The organism is Pseudomonas sp. Pseusp18, assembly GCF_059506005.1.
Map to the genome: position 1 here is coordinate 2,217,817 of NZ_CP169240.1, position 15,570 is coordinate 2,233,386.

The window sequence follows — 15,570 nt, forward strand, 5'->3', positions numbered from 1 at the left end:
TATCACCATGAAAGCTGAATCGAAGCTGTCCCGTGAGTCGTCGTTTGTACGCAAACTGGGGATCGTTGGCGGGCTTGGCTCACTGGCCGGCGGCGATCTGTTCTACAAATTGGTGAAGTCCAGGGCGGTGCTCGAGGATCAAGGCCGCTATCACTTTCTGTTCGAACAGCACCCGTTCAAAGATGTCCTGATGCCATTGGACCGGGGCGCGAGCATGACCTCGAGAAAGTTCTATGTTTTCCAGGTCTGTCAGACCTTCGAGGCCAGCGGGGTCAGCGCGATCGTACTGCCGTGTTTTGCCAGCCACACCTTCCGCGAAGAGATCCAGGAGGAGATAGGCATACCGGTTCTGGACATGATGGCCGCATTGCGCAGGCACATAGATCATGTCGCTGAACCCGGCAGTGCATTGGGCATTCTCGCCTCAGACTATGTTCGCCACTGCGGCATGTTCGAGCGCTATTTCGGCAGCGACTTCAAGCTTGTTTATCCAGGTGCTGACGAACAATCGGGGTTGATGGAAGCGATGTATGGCGTTAACGGCATCAAGGATGGATACCTTGACGGTGTACCGCTGGAATGTGTGTATCAGGCCTGTCTGTCGCTTCAGGAGCAGGGGGCCACGATGGTCTTGCCGGGCATGACCGAGCTTTCGTTGGTCTGCGGCGACCTGCAGCGGCGGGGCATCACGGTGTTGGATATCAATGAGATTTATGCCGGCTTCGCGACCCAGCAGAAAGGTCAGTCGAATCGCCCACCCTTCAAGCTTGGGATCGTAGGCGGGGTGGGGCCTGCGGCAACGGTCGATTTCATGGGCAAGGTGGTTGCGCATACACCGGCCGGCCGTGACCAAGAGCACATCAAGATGGTGGTCGAACAAAACCCCCAGATTCCTGATCGCACCGCCAATTTGCTGAATGACGAAACCGATCCGACGATGGCGATGTATGCCACCTGCAAGCGGCTTGAAAGCGCCGGAGCCAATGCGATTGCGATCCCGTGCAACACCGCCCACGCATTCGTCGAGCGCATCCAGGCACACTTGCGCGTACCCATTGTGAACATGCTTGCCGAGACGGTAGAGGCCATCGTTCAGCAGTACGGCGCCGGGAAAACAGTCGGGCTGCTGGCGACGTCGGGCACGATCAAGAGACAGGTCTACCACGAGGCCGCCCGGCGGGCCGGGCTGCACATAATCGCCCCCGGTGTGGATTACCAGGCATTGGTCATGGATGCGATTTATGGGGCGCTCGGGATCAAGGCCGGGTTCACAGAGGGCCTTTGCAGGGACCAACTCCTGATCGCCGCCGAGCACCTGTGTGAACTGGGCGCCGATGTGCTCATCCTGGGATGTACGGAGTTGCCGCTGGTGCTGCAGCATAGCGAGGCCTTCATGATCAAGGGGCATCAAGTGGCATTGATCGACCCGACGACCATTCTGGCTATGAAGTGTATTCAGCTTGCCCGTGAACATTCGGGCGAGCGATCAAATCTGCATCTTGGCTAAACAACCTTTGCGCCCCGAGCCTCCAGCAACTCCCGTAATACGGAACGGTGGCAGTGTGCTTCGTCTTCGCAGTAACACCCCACGGCCAGTGAGGTTTGATGGGAGAGGGCGGCCAGCAGGTCCAGCAGCTGACTGGGCGCGGGATGGTTCATCTCGGCCTTGAACTTGCGCTTGAAGCTCTCCCAGGCTTTGGCATCTTCTGCCGCCTTGGCTTCGGCCACCAGTTCGGGGCTGGGGGACAGCAGCGGTTGCCACACATCATAGAAGTCGCGGCTGGCGAATTCGGCCTTCGGTACACCACGGGGCGGGCGGCGTACCGTGCCCAGGCGCAGGCCTTCATTCGTGGTGCGGGGTGCGCCGAGTCGCACGATATGGATGGGCATGATTGCAGTGCCTATTTGAGCCGCGAGCCGTCGAACCACTCCAGCGCCGTGCGCCAGATGCAGATCCCCAGGAAGTACGCCGACATCAGCAGCCACAGGCTCATCACCAATGGGTTGATGACCGGATGGTTGAGCACCAGCGACAAGCTGCACAGCAACCAGATGGCCGTCACGGCAATGTTGATCGGCATGAAGCGGCGCACGCGGAACGGGTGCAGGAATTTCATTCGGGTCACGGTCAACAGCGCCAGGCCGATCACGGTGAGCAACGTTATCCACGGCGACGGACCGATGATGTACAGGCACAACGCAACCACGTTCCATGCGGCGGGGAAGCCCTGGAAGTAGTTGTCCTTGCTCTTCATGTTGACGTTGCAGAAGCAGAACAGCGACGACACCAGAATCAGCGACACGGTCAGCAGCAGGGTGTAGTCCGGCAACGGGATGTAACGGTAGATGAATAGCGCCGGAATAAACACATAGGTCAGGTAGTCGATCACCAGATCGAGGATCGAGCCGTCGAAACTCGGCAGCACCGATTGCACGTTGACCTTGCGTGCCAGCGCGCCGTCCAGCCCGTCGACGATCAGCGCCACGCCCAGCCACAGCAGGCAATGGGTGGGCTGGTTCTCCAGCAGGGCGAGGGTCGCGAGGAAGGCAGTGACCACGCCGGTGGCGGTAAAACCATGGGCGCCCCATGCTTTGAGCCTGGCGATGTGTACGGTGGATATCACGGGGGCGTTCTCCAGAAAATGAAGCAAGCCAGTTATCACCCTGCTATTGAGGGCGTCGGCAAACCGGATCGGGTTGCAGGTATCGACCGGATTTTCGAGGATAAGGTTCACCACCCTTGAATCTTAGACGCCGCACAAAAAAATACCCCGGAAATATCCGGGGTACGTCATGAGCGTTGTCTGCCTGTGTTGTCAGCTTAATGAGGAAAGAACACCCGCAGCCGATGGTTATCCGGGTCAAGGGCGACGAAGGTGCGACCGAAGTCGAGCTCTGTCGGCGTTTGCAGCATGGTCAGCCCTAGAGCGCTCCACTTGGCAAACAGTGCATCGACCTGTTCGGCAGACTCCACCGGGAACGCCAGCTCGGTTCCGCCGCCCGTTACAGTCGTTGCAGGTTCGGCGGTATGCCGCGACCAGAGCCCCAGTTTATAGCCGTCGTCCAGGACAAACAGGGCGAAGGTCGGCGACTCTTCCACGGGCTTGCGCTCCAGCAGAAACTCATAAAACCGTGCACTGACGGCGGGGTTGTCCACGAAAAGCAAAATGAAACGGGGAGTGATCATGGGGTTGCTCCATTAGAAGGTGGACGCAGCATAAAAGGAGGCGCTGTCAGTTTCTGTCAGCAGTGTGAAGGGGCACCTTTTGACGTCAGCCAGACGGAGTTGGCGGAATGTCCGGCGAGGACTATCGTTGCCTGACTGAGTTTCTGCCCATCAATGAGGACGTCGTCATGAACACCAGCGATTTGCTTGAGCAATTACTGCGAGCCGGCCAGGGCTCGTTGTCGCAACAAGGTGGTGGTGCGACGTCGACTCAAGGCGGCTTGGGCGGCTTGGGCGATTTGGGTGGCTTGCTCGGTGGCCTGTTGGGTGGCAGCGCGGGTGGCGGTGCTGGGGGCGGAGGTTTGGGAGGTTTGCTCGGTGGTCTGTTGGGCGGCGGTTCCCCTTTGGGCGGTTCAAGCCAGATGCGCTCGGGCGGCACCAACTATGCGGCGTTGGCTTCTTTGGGGATGATGGCGTTCCAGGCCTATCAGGCATGGCAACGCAACCAGGCCTCGGCACCACAACAGGCGCCGCGTACCGTTGATCTGTTATCCGGTCCGGAAATCGAAGACCACAGTCACGCCATCCTTCGCGCCTTGATCGCCGCCGCCAAGGCCGACGGCCGTATCGACGACGCCGAGAAACAAATGATCAGCACCGAAATCGGCCGCCATACCGACGACCCGCAATTGCAACAATGGCTCGATGACGAAGTCGCTCGGCCGCTGGACGCCGCCGATGTGGCGCAGTCCGCCCAGGATCCGGGCATGGCCGCCGAGATGTACCTGGCCAGCGTGATGCTGGTGGACGATCAGCAGGACGCCGAGCGCAATTATCTGGATGAACTGGCTGCTGCGCTGAAGATCGATCCAGAGCTGCAACTGCACCTGGAGCAACAGGCCAAGGGCGGTGCGGCTTAAAAGGTCGAAAACGTGCCGTGCCTGCAACGACGCGACGAACGACGGGGCGGCCCCTCCTGCATGAAATACGTATTCCTGCAGGAGCTGCCGCAGGGCTGCGATCTTTTCGCGGCCATAACGCCTAATCGGTAACCTTCAAACCCAATGCTGCAAAACACTCTTCGATCGATCGCCGCTGCGTCTCGGCATACAAGCCCAACTCATCAATCGTCGACCGCCCCAACGCCTTTTCGAACGCCTGTTGGTTCGAATGCACACCATAGTGGGTTTGCGCCGCGTCCCCCAGGTTCGACTGAAAAATCCCCGCCGCACTGACCGGCAGGAAATCTTCGTACACCAGCGGTTCTACCCGCACATACCCGTCGTGGAGCAAATCTTCCAGCGACGCGCCGTTCAGATCATCCGCCGCCAGGCCTTTTTCCGTCACGAAGTAGCGAAAGTACGCCAGTTCCTGTTGGCGCATGTCCTCAACGGTGTCAGGGAATTCGCCAAAGTGCTGGGTCATTAGCGCGTTGTAGCGTGCGGCATTGGCTTCGTTGGGGAATTCCTTGAGTTCATCCCGGGCAGCATTGAGCAAGCGGTCGTAAAGCGCCCGACCCTTGGGCGTGAGCGCTGCGCCGCGTTGTTCTATTTCACCGAAGCGGGCGCTGTGGCTGCCACGCATCTCGGCTTGATCGGTAAAAGCAATCGGCTCGTCCAGCGCCTTGAAGCTGGTTTGACGCAGCAGAATCGGGCATTGGCGGCGGGGTGGGCCTTCGATCACCGCTTTGGGGGTAATGCCGTGGGCGGGCATTTGTGCCTGGACGATGTCGATGTCCAGGGTGCGCGGCGTCAGGTGGTTAATGTGCGGGCCTTTGAACGCCACCACGTCGGCGATCAGTCGATGCTGGGCGCTGAGTTGTTGGTACTGTTCGGCGGTGACGGTGGCGCTGTGGTGCCAGCGGAAGGTTTCCAGGGCTTGGGCGACGAAGTCCTGCGCCTCGTATTCGGTCAAGCCGCCCTGGGTTTCGGCGCGTTCGATGAGCGTCAGCGCTGCCGGGGTGAAGATTGAACGCTGGTCCAGTACCGACTGGGCAAAGGCCCGCAGTTCGGTGTCTTCGATCAGTTCCAGGCGCAGCAGCGAGGTGAACACCCGGAAGGGGCTGACCTGCAACGCCGCCTCATGCACGGCACGGAATGCAGTGGAATGCACCGGCACGCCGGCCGGGGTCAGGTCGTAATAGCCCACCGGTTGCATGCCCATCACCGCGAACAGGCGGGCGAGGGTCGCCAGTTCAGTGGCGGTGCCGACGCGGATTGCACCGTGGCGCTCCAGGTCCAGCCGCTGGATTTCCCCGGTGCTGTGCAGCTGTCGGGCGATTTGCGGGTCGCTGTCCAGCACGCGGCGGTTGGTCTGTTCCACCAGTTCCATCAGCGCGCCGTACAGCGGCACTTCTTCGCGGTACATGTCGGACATCGCTTTGGAGAAGCGTTGGCGGATCAGGTCAGGGCTGACGAAATTCGGGTGGCTCATGAAAAAAATTCCTGGCGCAGTGACGTAACGGATGCTGGAAAAGATCGCAGCCTTCGGCGGCGCCGACAAACGAAGTTTCTGACGAACTTCATTCTGCCAAGGACTGTTCTTGCCACTCAGGCTGCTCGGTCAACGCAGCACTTGGTCCACCAATTCGATCCAGTGCCTGACTGGGGTGCGCCCGGCGCTGTTGAGGTGGCTCTGGCAGCCGATGTTGGCGGTGGCGATGACTTCTGGGTGGCCGCTTTCCAGGGCGTTGAGTTTGTTGTCGCGCAGTTGCCGGGCCAGCTCCGGCTGGGTGATCGAATAAGTGCCGGCTGAGCCGCAGCACAAATGACTGTCGGGCACAGCTGTGAGATTGAAGCCCAACCGCGTCAGCACGGCCTCGACCGCGCCGCCGAGTTTCTGTGCGTGCTGCAAGGTGCAGGGGCAGTGAAAGGCGATCCGTCGGTCGGTGGCGGCGCAGACTCGCTCCAACGGCTCATCGGCCAGCACTTGCACCAGGTCCAGCGCCAGTTCGCTGACCCGCCGGGCCTTCGCCGCATAAACCGGGTCGCGCTCCAGCAGATGCCCGTAATCCTTGATGAATGCGCCGCAGCCGCTGGCGGTTTGCACGATGGCTTCGGCGCCGCTTTCCAGGTGCGGCCACCAAGCGTCGATGTTGCGTCGGGCGCGGTCCAGGCCCGCAGCTTGGGCGTCGAGGTGATAGTCCAGCGCGCCGCAGCAGCCGGCTTCCGGCACCGCAATCACGCTGATTCCCAGCCGATCCAGCACCCGCGCCGTCGCGGCGTTGGTGTTCGGTGACAGACCGGGTTGTACGCAGCCTTCGAGCATCAACACCCGGCGTGCATGCCGAGGGACAGGGCGTTCGCCCGGAGCAGGGAGGTCGCGGGGTAACTTCGCCTCAACACCCCGTGGCAGCAACGGCCGGAAAGTGGCGCCGATCTGCAGCAGGGTCTTGAACAGGTTCGGGTTCGGCGCCAATGCCCGCAGGCCCTGACGCAACAGTCGTTGACTGGCCGGGCGTGGCACCGCTTGATCGATTACGGCGCGGCCAATGTCCAGCAGGTTGTGATAATCCACCCCGGACGGGCAGGTGGTTTCGCAGTTGCGGCAGGTCAGGCAGCGGTCCAGGTGCAATTGTGCCTGTGCCGTGGCGGGGGCGCCTTCGAGCACTTGCTTGATCAGGTAGATGCGCCCGCGTGGCCCGTCCAGTTCGTCGCCGAGCAGTTGATAGGTCGGGCATGTAGCGTTGCAAAATCCGCAGTGCACGCAGGTGCGCAGGATCTTGTCCGCTTCTTCGGCGCGGGGCAGTTGTCGGGCCTCTTCGCTGAGATTGGTTTGCATCTTACAGCTCCGCGTACATCCGACCGGGGTTGAACAACCCTTGCGGGTCCAGTTGCGCCTTGAGTTGCCGGTGATAGCGCAGCAGCGCCGGGGCCAGGGGCTGGAAAGGCATTTCTGTGACGCCATGGCTGAAACAGGTGGCATGGCCGCCGTGCTGCTGAGCCAGTGATTGAATGTTATCGGCTGCTGATTTCAACCAGCGTTGCGCGCCACCCCAGTCGATCAACTGCTCGCCGGGCAAGTCCAGTGGCCCGAGGTTGTTGGGCAATGACAAGCGCCACAGCGGCAGGCCTTCATTGAAAAAGTCTAGTCGTTGTTCGTTCAGGTCGGACCAATAAGCGGAGTCCATCGGTTCGCCGCCGAGCCGTTGATGGGCCGCCGTGACCGAGCCTTCGCCGCCTTCCAGACGCAGGTACAAACGCTGGCCGTCGTGGCTGGCGGCGCTGATGGGCAGCGGTTGCTGGCCCCATTGCGCCAGATTGGCCAAGGCGCGGGCGCAGTCGATGTCCAGGCTGATGCTCAGGCATTGCCGGGGTTTGGGCAGCACCTTGAGCGAGACTTCAGTCAGCACGCCGAGGCAACCGTAACTGCCGACCATCAGGCGCGACAGGTCATAACCGGCGACGTTTTTCATCACTTCGCCGCCAAAGCGCAGGTGAGTGCCCAGGCCGCTGATCACCCGCGTACCGAGGACAAAGTCCCGCACTGAGCCGGCCCATGGGCGCCGCGGCCCGGACAGCCCCGCGGCGATCATCCCGCCGACCGTGGCGCCTTCGCCGAACGACGGCGGCTCGCAGGGCAACATTTGCCCCGCGGCATCCAGCGCGGCAAACAGTTCGCTCAGCGGTGTGCCGGCGCGAACGCTGATCACCAGTTCCGTCGGGTCATAGCTGACGATGCCGCAGTGGGCGCGGGTGTCGAGCACTTCGCCGGCCACTTCACGGCCGAGAAACGCCTTGGTGTTACCTCCCTGAATACGCAGCGGTGTGGCGTTTTCCAGCGCCTGCCTGACCTGATCGAGCAGGGCTTCACTGGCATCGAAATCCGCCATCAGAAACGCTCCAGCTCAGGGAACGGCAGCTGCCCGGCATGGATGTGCATCGCGCCGAATTCCGCGCAGCGGTGCAGGGTCGGGATGTTCTTGCCGGGGTTGAGCAGCCCCTGCGGGTCAAACGCGGCTTTCACCGCGTGAAACAAGGTCAACTCGTCACTGTTGAACTGCGCGCACATTTGATTGATTTTCTCCCGGCCCACGCCGTGCTCGCCGGTGATGCTGCCGCCGACTTTCACGCACAGTTCGAGGATCTTGCCGCCGAAGGCTTCGGCCCGTTCCAGTTCGCCGGGCTGGTTGGCGTCGAACAGGATCAGCGGGTGCATGTTGCCGTCGCCGGCGTGAAACACGTTGGCCACCCGCAAGCCATATTCTTGCGCCAGACTGGCGATGCCCTTGAGCACGCCGGGCAGTTCGCGGCGGGGGATGGTGCCGTCCATGCAGTAGTAATCAGGCGAAAGTCGGCCGATGGCCGGGAAGGCGTTTTTGCGCCCGGCCCAGAACCGCACGCGCTCGGCCTCGTCCCGCGCCTGGCGCACCTCGCTGGCGCCGGCCTGTTGCAGCACCTCGCGGACTCGCTCGCAGTCGTCATGGACATCGGCTTCGACGCCGTCCAGTTCGCACAGCAGGATCGCTTCGGCGTCCACCGGGTAACCGGCGTGGATGAAGTCTTCAGCGGCGCGGATCGCCAGGTTGTCCATCATTTCCAGGCCGCCGGGTATGATCCCGGCCGCGATGATCTCGGCCACCGCGCGACCGGCCTTTTCCACGGAATCGAAACTGGCCAGCAGGACTTTGGCGACCTGGGGTTTGGGTAGCAGTTTGACCGTGACTTCGGTGATGATCCCCAGCAAGCCTTCGGAGCCGGTGAACAGCGCCAGCAGGTCAAACCCCGGTGCGTCCAGCGAGTCGGCGCCGAGGGTCAGGTGTTCGCCTTCAAGGGTCAGGATTTCGAGTTTCAGCAGGTTGTGCACGGTCAGGCCGTACTTGAGGCAATGCACGCCACCGGCGTTTTCCGCGACGTTGCCGCCGATGGAACAGGCGATTTGCGAGGACGGGTCCGGTGCGTAATACAAACCGAAGGGCGCCGCTGCCTGGGAAATCGCCAGGTTGCGCACCCCTGGCTGGACCCGTGCGGTGCGGGCGGCGGGGTCGATGTGCAAGATGTTGTTGAATCGCACCATCACCAGCAACACGCCTTTGTCCAGCGGCAGCGCACCGCCGGACAACCCGGTGCCGGCCCCACGTGCCACCACCGGCACATTCCGGGCATGGCAGAGCTTGAGCAGTGCCTGCACCTGTTCAAGATGTCGGGGCAGGGCCACCAGCATCGGCGTGGTGCGATAGGCCGAGAGACCGTCGCATTCGTAGGGCTTGAGTTCTTCCTCGCGCCAGAGGATGTCCAGGTCCGGCACCTCCTGTTGCAAGGCCTTGAGCAACACGGCCTTGTCGACATTGGGCAGGGCGCCGTCGATGCGTTCGTCGTAAAGAATGTTCATCAATCGCGCCTCGTATGAATCGCCGAGCATCTCCCCCCAATTATCCGCCAACCCTCCGTAGCAGCTGCCGAGCCTGCGAGGCTGCGTTCGGCTGCGTAGCAGTCGTAAATCCGGCTGACGCGGTTTGCCTGATGCACTGCAAGCTCTGGTTTGACGACTGCTACGCAGCCGAACGCAGCCTCGCCAGGGCTCGACAGCTGCTACGAGGCGGTGGGGGTCATGTGATGCGCCCGCAAAAACTCCCGGTACAAGCGTGCGGTTTTGGTCGGCTGCTCAACCATCGGCATGTGGCCGACTCCGTCCCAGATTTCCACCCGCAGATCGGCGATGCCCTTGCTCCAGACGGGCACGCTGCTAACGTCGATCAAGCGGTCCTTGCGCCCCCAAAGCAGCAGCGCCGGGCATTTGATATCGGGCAGTTTTGGCTCCATCGGCGGGCTGGCCCGGAAGTCCCTGAAGATTTCTTCCAGCTCATCGCGCTGCTGTTCATAGCGCTGGGCGACAGCGTCCAGCACGATCCCCGGTACCCATGGCGGCGAAGCCATGGTCATGGCGTAGAAATGCTGAAACTCTTCACGGGAATGAATCAGGAACGGGTTATGGCCGCGAGCCAGGTGGCGCTCCATGTCGCTGGGTTCCGGGGCAGTGACGCCGGCCGGATCGAGCAGCGCCAGTGAAACGATACGCTCGGGGTAATTGACCGCCAGCCATGCCGCGATGTAGCCGCCCATGGAATTGCCGATCACATGCACCTTCTCGACCCCGCAGACATCGAGCAACTGGATCAACCGCTTGGCCTGGACCGGAATGTCATAACCGCCACCGGCCTTGAAGCCAGTTTCGCCATGGCCGGCGAGGTCGGGGATGATCACCCGGTAGTCGTTGACGAAATGCCGGGCGAAGCGCAGCCAGATATTCTTGTCGGCGCTGTAGCCGTGCAGCATCAGTATGTTGCTGGAGGCTTCGTAGGGGCCGCCTTGCCAGGTCGAGACGGTCATTTCGGTGATCGGCACGATAAGCTTGTGCAACCGATACAGCCGGGCCTCCAGCGCCATGTTCAAGTCATAGAGCCAGTAACCGATGGCCGGGTAGCTCAACCAGCTCCAGGCCGCGAAAACGGCGATAGCGACAACCAACAAAAGCATCGGGCTATTCCTTTTGCAGTGATCAGGACGGAGGGTGGTTGGCGGAGCCTCTGCAGCGGCCTCCTGTTTATCGTGGTTTATCGATCCCTTACTTCATGTATAGACAAACATTGGGCACTCGCCTCATCGCGATGCCACACTATTGGAGCTACCAGCTGTCAGACCGTCATCCGGTGATGGCTATTCGCCGTTCCCCTGATAGACTTCAATCACTTTCACCCATGTGATGTCAGGCTCGGTTCAGTAGTACAGAGGCCTCTATGGAAAAAAAGGGAGGAAAGGGACTTTCATTGGCCAGGAGGCTTTATGGGTCGCGCATCCTGGGTCTGGCCCTTGGACTATTGTGTGTCGGTGCAGGGATGTATCCACTCGACCCCGCGCCCTGGGTCTGGGTGGTGATGCTGTTCAACGGCGTCATCTGGCCGCATGTGGCCTATCAATGGGCGCGTCGGGCGAAAATTCCTTATCACGCTGAACACCGCAACATTCTGGTGGACGCGTTTCTTGGCGGTTTCTGGGTTGCCGCCATGCAGTTCAATCCGCTGCCCAGCGCAGCTACGCTGTCGATGATGGCGATGCACAACGTGGCCATCGGTGGCTTGCGTTTTCTGTTGGTGGGCGCCGTTGTGCAGGTGCTCGGGATCGGCCTCGGGCTGCTGGTGTTCATGCCGGCTTTTGTCCCGCAAACCAGTCCATTTCAGCTATACGCCTGTTTACCTTTACTGTCGATTTATCCGATGTCCCTGGGCTGGATCTGCTTCCGTCAGGCCCACACTCTCGGCCGACACAAGCGCGAGTTGCTAGCCCTGAGCCGCACCGACAGCCTGACTGGCCTGCTGAATCACGGCGCCTGGAAAGACCAGCTGGAAATCGAGTTTCAGCGTTGCCGGCGCCAGCAGAAGGGCGGGGCGATTGCGTTGATCGACATCGATCATTTCAAGACCATCAACGACACCTACGGCCATGTCGCCGGGGACATCGTCTTGCGTCAGTTGAGCAAAATCCTCAAGCAGAACCTGCGGGCTGCCGATGTCGCCGGCCGCTATGGTGGCGACGAATTCTGCGTGCTGCTGCCGGACCTGCCGCTGGAGCGCGCCGCCGTGGCGATGGATGCGCTGCGTGCTCGTTTCGCCACGTTGGGTTACGAGCAGAACCCGGCGCTGAAGGTCAGCTTGAGCATCGGCCTGGCGGCCTTCAACCCGGCCCACGACGAAGCGACCCTGTGGCTCAACGACGCCGACCAGGCGCTCTACGAAGCCAAGAGCACCGGCCGTAACCGCGTCATTTGCCATGGCGACGGCAAGCCGCGTAAAGAGTTGCTTGATTCTGTGTAACCCAATATGCACACATCACCCGTGGGAGCGGACCTGTGGCGAGGGGGCTTGCCCCCGTTCGGCTGCGAAGCAGTCGTAAAACCGGTCACCGCTTTCTAATTCAAGATCGCGGTGACTGGTTTCAGGGGCGCTTCGCTCCCCAACGGGGGCAAGCCCCCTCGCCACAGGTCCGCTCCCACAGGGAATGTGTGGTCATGCAGGTTTGTATGTGTCGCATCCGGTGTAGAGCCTTGTGTCGTAGTCAGGTAGGGTTTCAGGACCCCCGACACGAAACAAGGATCGATTCATGACGTTCAAGCTCCCGCGCTCCCTCCTGGCCACCAGCCTTGGCCTGACCCTCGCCCTAGGCACCTTCACCCCGGCAGCCTTCGCCGAACCCCACAAACAAGTCCTCGCCGATGCTGAACAGTACAAGGCTGAAGCCTTGAAACTGCTGGAACGGTTGGTGAACATCGACTCCGGCTCCGGCTATGAACCGGGCCTGACCCAGGTGAGTGACATCGCCATCGAAGAGTTGAAGAAGCTCGGTGCCACCATCGAACTGGTGCCCAACACCCCGGACGAGAGCAACCATGTGCTGGCTACCCTCAAAGGCACCGGCAAGGCGAAGATCCTGCTGATGGCGCACATGGACACCGTGTTCAAGGAAGGCTCCGCCACCGAGCGCCCGTTCCACATCAAGGACGGCCGCGCCTATGGGCCAGGCGTGATGGATGACAAGGGCGGCATCGTCGCCGGGATCTACGCGCTGAAAATCCTCAAGAACCTCGACTTCAAGGACTACGCGCAGATCACCTTCCTGCTAGATGCCAGTGAAGAAACCGGCTCGGACGTCGCCACCGACCTGATCAAGAAAACCGCCAAGGCCCACGACGTGACCCTCAACCTCGAACCCGGCCGCCCGGCCGATGGCCTGGTGGTCTGGCGCAAAGGCAGTGCTACCGCCGTGGTCGAGGTCAAAGGCAAGGCTGCGCATGCGGGCGTTGCCCCGGAATTGGGGCGTAACGCTGCCATGGAAGCCGCGCACCAGATTTTGCAACTCGGCAAACTGGGCGATGAAGCGAAGAAAACCACCATCAACTTCACCGTGCTCAAGGCCGGCGACCGCACCAACGTGATTCCGGATCAGGCCACGGCCAAGGCTGACGTGCGGGCGGCGGTGCCGGAGGAATTCGACCGGATCGAAAAGGACCTGGCGCGGGTGTCGAAGGACAAACTGATTGCCGATACGCAAGTCACCACCAGCCTCAAGCGCGGCTTGCCACCGATGCCGCAAACGGCGGAATCGGATCGCTTGATGGCTATGGCTCAAGGCATTTACGGCGAAATTGGCCGCAAGTTGACGGAAGAAGGCAGCGGCGGGGCGGCAGATGCGAGTTTGTCCGCGGGTGTTGGTACGCCGACGCTGGACGGGTTTGGGATTGTCGGCGGCAATATCCACACGCCTGAGGAGTACGCCGAGGTCGAAAGCGTGGCGCCGCGGATTTATTTGCTGTCGCGGATGATTATGGAGTTGGCCAAGCGGTAATCGGCCAGATCACCTCCACAATCGGGTGCAGGCACCTGTGGCGAGGGAGCTTGTCGGATCGCCGCACCGTCCCGCTCGACTGCGCAGCAGTCGCAAAGCTTTGGGGCCGCTTCGCGACCCAGCGGGAGCAAGCTCCCTCGCCACACAAGCCCGCTCCCACAGGGATTTTCAGTGATTAGGCTACTCGATCGGTGTATCGACAAACACCTCAAGCCTTTCGGCATAAGCCGTAAACGCGTTGATCAGTGGAAACTGCACGGCCTCCACCTGATCCGGCACCACCAGGTTGGTAAAACTCCAGGCCACCGCCAGGCTAATCCCATCCTGTGCAATCGAGCCGTCGGTCTTCAGCGGCTGTTTTTCCAGCTCCCGCTCCAGCGCCGAATACGCCGCCGCCAATTGCCCTTCAACCCGTTCCACCCACGGCGCGTACTGAATTTCCGCTGGCCGCAGGTTGCGTTCGTAGTAAAGCTGCACCGACTTCTCGCACGCCGCCAACGCCAGGCCGATCAGGCGCAGCGAGCGCAAGCGTTGAGCCGGATTGTCGGATATCAGGCTTTTACCCGGCGCGGCCAGGGCTTCGAGGTAATCGATGATCAGCGTTGAATCCATCAACACCTCACCGTCATCCAGCACCAGCGTCGGTGCCTTCACCACCGGGTTGATCTGCTGGAACTGCTCGAAGTGTCTGAACACCGAAACCGACGCGTGCTCCAGCGGGATGCCCAGGCATTTGGCGGAAATGGCGACACGCCGCACGTAGGGCGAATCCAGCATGCCGATCAGTTTCATTGAGCCTCTCCTTACAGACGGTCCTTGGGGATGGACAACCTTAGCCGAGGTTCAGCGACCTGCAAGCGGTTTCGCGCTAATCCTCAGGCCTATTGTTCATCCTCGAAGGCTAATCCTCAAAGCCTGCCTGCTCATGAATCTCATCGACCTTCAATTCCAGTCGATAAGCCACGGCGATGAACAGCGCCTGGCACAGGCACAAGGTGGCACTCAATGAACGGAAGGCAAACGAGCTGCCCTCGTTGACCAGCAGCACGGTGTTGGCGCGCTTGGCCAATGGCGAGAGGTTGCTGTCGGTGATGATCAGGGTTTTCGCCTGATGGTGCTGGGCGATGCGCAGGCAGTGCTGGGTTTCCTTGCCATAGGGCGTGAAGCTGATGGCGATCACCAGGTCGTTGGCGCGCACGCTGCGCATCTGCTCGCGGTAACTGCCGCCAAGGCCTGACACCAGGTGGATGCGCTTGTTGGTGTGTTGCAGGTTGTAGACCAGGTAATCGGCCACCGCGAACGAGCGGCGCACCCCGACCACGTAGATGTTGTCGGCATTCACCACCAGGTCAACGGCCTTGTCGAAAGCCTGGTCATCGAGTTCCAGCCCCAATCGCTCGATGCCCGACAGGGTGGCGTTGATGCACTCGCGCGCCAGGTCGCCGCCGCTGGCCTTCTGCGACTTGTTGGCGATCATGCTGCGGATGCGTTGCTGGTAATTCTGCACCGGTGTGGTCTTGTGGGTGTAGGCCTCGCGAAACAGCGCCTGCATTTCACTGAACCCGCTGAAGCCGAAGCGCTGGGAAAAGCGCACGATGGCCGACGGGTGCACTTCGCATTCGCGGGCGATGTCGCTGATGCGGTCGACCATGATCCGGTCGCTCTGCTGGCTCATGTAGCTGGCGATGCGTTTGAGCTGGCGCGGCAGGCTTTCGTACTCCTCGGTGATCAGCTGCAACAGACGCTCGGCATTGATCGGAGGGCTGGCGAGATCGCTGTCGGGCGAGCTCTCGGTCGTAGCCGGCTGATCGGTGCGGGACATAAGAAATCCTTCTGGCTTGTTCTTATAGGGATGACGGTTCTCGTCATCCCCTGACAATAGGTTGGCTGTGCGCAGTCTACAGGGTAGGCCGGAATAAAATCTTGAGCTTGCAATCGGCCTGGGGCCTGCTGAAACGATGCACGCTGTCTGGAACGCTTGTATCAAAGTTTATTGGAAAAAATATTCCACGTAAAAAATATATAGAATAAATATTGATTGTTCGGCCCCGGTCGTTTTAGTCTGCA

The 15,570-nt window shown here is 61.1% G+C and carries 14 protein-coding genes; 4 read left to right on the plus strand and 10 right to left on the minus strand.

From position 1 onward, the window contains the following. The first annotated feature begins 7 nt into the window (after nucleotides 1-7). Nucleotides 8-1,507, plus strand: a complete 1,500-nt coding sequence (cuyB, locus tag ACEN9A_RS09940) for a cysteate racemase (RefSeq protein ID WP_258673357.1) — start codon at nucleotides 8-10, stop codon at nucleotides 1,505-1,507. On the opposite strand, the gene ACEN9A_RS09945 is transcribed toward cuyB, so the two are convergent. The 3 genes from ACEN9A_RS09945 to ACEN9A_RS09955 all read right to left on the minus strand — a co-directional run bounded on the left by ACEN9A_RS09945 (nucleotide 1,504) and on the right by ACEN9A_RS09955 (nucleotide 3,187). After that, the gene (locus tag ACEN9A_RS09945) at nucleotides 1,504-1,890 is read right to left on the minus strand and encodes a DUF488 domain-containing protein (protein WP_258673359.1); all 387 of its coding nucleotides are present in this window, start codon (nucleotides 1,888-1,890) and stop codon (nucleotides 1,504-1,506) included. The two genes, cuyB and ACEN9A_RS09945, sit on opposite strands and share 4 nt — an antisense overlap. Nucleotides 1,891-1,901: 11 nt before the next feature. Beyond that, nucleotides 1,902-2,624: a phosphatidylcholine synthase gene (gene pcsA / locus ACEN9A_RS09950; RefSeq protein ID WP_026345825.1), complete on the minus strand. Its 723-nt coding sequence runs from the start codon at nucleotides 2,622-2,624 to the stop codon at nucleotides 1,902-1,904. A 197-nt stretch (nucleotides 2,625-2,821) separates the two neighbouring features. After that, nucleotides 2,822-3,187 carry a VOC family protein gene (locus tag ACEN9A_RS09955; protein WP_064617017.1) on the minus strand — a complete coding sequence of 122 codons (366 nt, stop codon included), beginning with the start codon at nucleotides 3,185-3,187 and terminating at the stop codon, nucleotides 2,822-2,824. Between the two features lie 107 nt (nucleotides 3,188-3,294). Here ACEN9A_RS09955 and ACEN9A_RS09960 point away from each other — a divergent pair, with 107 nt between their 5' ends. Continuing rightward, nucleotides 3,295-4,086, plus strand: a complete 792-nt coding sequence (locus ACEN9A_RS09960) for a tellurite resistance TerB family protein (RefSeq protein ID WP_258673361.1) — start codon at nucleotides 3,295-3,297, stop codon at nucleotides 4,084-4,086. A gap of 121 nt (nucleotides 4,087-4,207) precedes the next feature. Here ACEN9A_RS09960 and hglS read toward each other — a convergent pair whose 3' ends face one another. From hglS to ACEN9A_RS09985, 5 genes are all read right to left on the minus strand, one after another. Next, on the minus strand, nucleotides 4,208-5,599 hold the full coding sequence (gene hglS, locus ACEN9A_RS09965) for a 2-oxoadipate dioxygenase/decarboxylase HglS (protein WP_258673364.1): 1,392 nt from the start codon (nucleotides 5,597-5,599) through the stop codon (nucleotides 4,208-4,210). 129 nt (nucleotides 5,600-5,728) lie between these two features. Then, nucleotides 5,729-6,946 (minus strand): glycolate oxidase subunit GlcF, encoded by a 1,218-nt coding sequence (gene glcF, locus ACEN9A_RS09970; RefSeq protein ID WP_258673366.1) that lies wholly within the window; start codon nucleotides 6,944-6,946, stop codon nucleotides 5,729-5,731. A 1-nt stretch (nucleotide 6,947) separates the two neighbouring features. Then, nucleotides 6,948-7,997, minus strand: coding sequence for a glycolate oxidase subunit GlcE (gene glcE, locus ACEN9A_RS09975; RefSeq protein WP_258673368.1), 1,050 nt, complete (start codon nucleotides 7,995-7,997; stop codon nucleotides 6,948-6,950). Then, nucleotides 7,997-9,496, minus strand: a complete 1,500-nt coding sequence (gene glcD / locus ACEN9A_RS09980) for a glycolate oxidase subunit GlcD (protein WP_258673370.1) — start codon at nucleotides 9,494-9,496, stop codon at nucleotides 7,997-7,999. Before glcD ends, glcE begins: the two co-directional genes overlap by 1 nt. Nucleotides 9,497-9,696: 200 nt before the next feature. Beyond that, a complete protein-coding gene (locus ACEN9A_RS09985; protein ID WP_018928038.1) occupies nucleotides 9,697-10,641 on the minus strand; it encodes an alpha/beta fold hydrolase in 945 nt (314 codons plus the stop codon). A 260-nt stretch (nucleotides 10,642-10,901) separates the two neighbouring features. Here ACEN9A_RS09985 and ACEN9A_RS09990 point away from each other — a divergent pair, with 260 nt between their 5' ends. Next, nucleotides 10,902-11,975 (plus strand): diguanylate cyclase, encoded by a 1,074-nt coding sequence (locus tag ACEN9A_RS09990; protein ID WP_258673373.1) that lies wholly within the window; start codon nucleotides 10,902-10,904, stop codon nucleotides 11,973-11,975. 286 nt (nucleotides 11,976-12,261) lie between these two features. Further along, complete coding sequence (locus ACEN9A_RS09995; protein ID WP_019649286.1) at nucleotides 12,262-13,503, plus strand: M20/M25/M40 family metallo-hydrolase; 1,242 nt, start codon at nucleotides 12,262-12,264, stop codon at nucleotides 13,501-13,503. A gap of 180 nt (nucleotides 13,504-13,683) precedes the next feature. Here the strand turns inward: ACEN9A_RS09995 and ACEN9A_RS10000 are convergent, their stop codons facing one another. Then, nucleotides 13,684-14,295, minus strand: coding sequence for a glutathione S-transferase (locus tag ACEN9A_RS10000; RefSeq protein WP_258673375.1), 612 nt, complete (start codon nucleotides 14,293-14,295; stop codon nucleotides 13,684-13,686). A 109-nt stretch (nucleotides 14,296-14,404) separates the two neighbouring features. After that, on the minus strand, nucleotides 14,405-15,325 hold the full coding sequence (locus tag ACEN9A_RS10005) for a MurR/RpiR family transcriptional regulator (RefSeq protein WP_007939390.1): 921 nt from the start codon (nucleotides 15,323-15,325) through the stop codon (nucleotides 14,405-14,407). Between the last annotated feature and the right edge of the window lie 245 nt (nucleotides 15,326-15,570).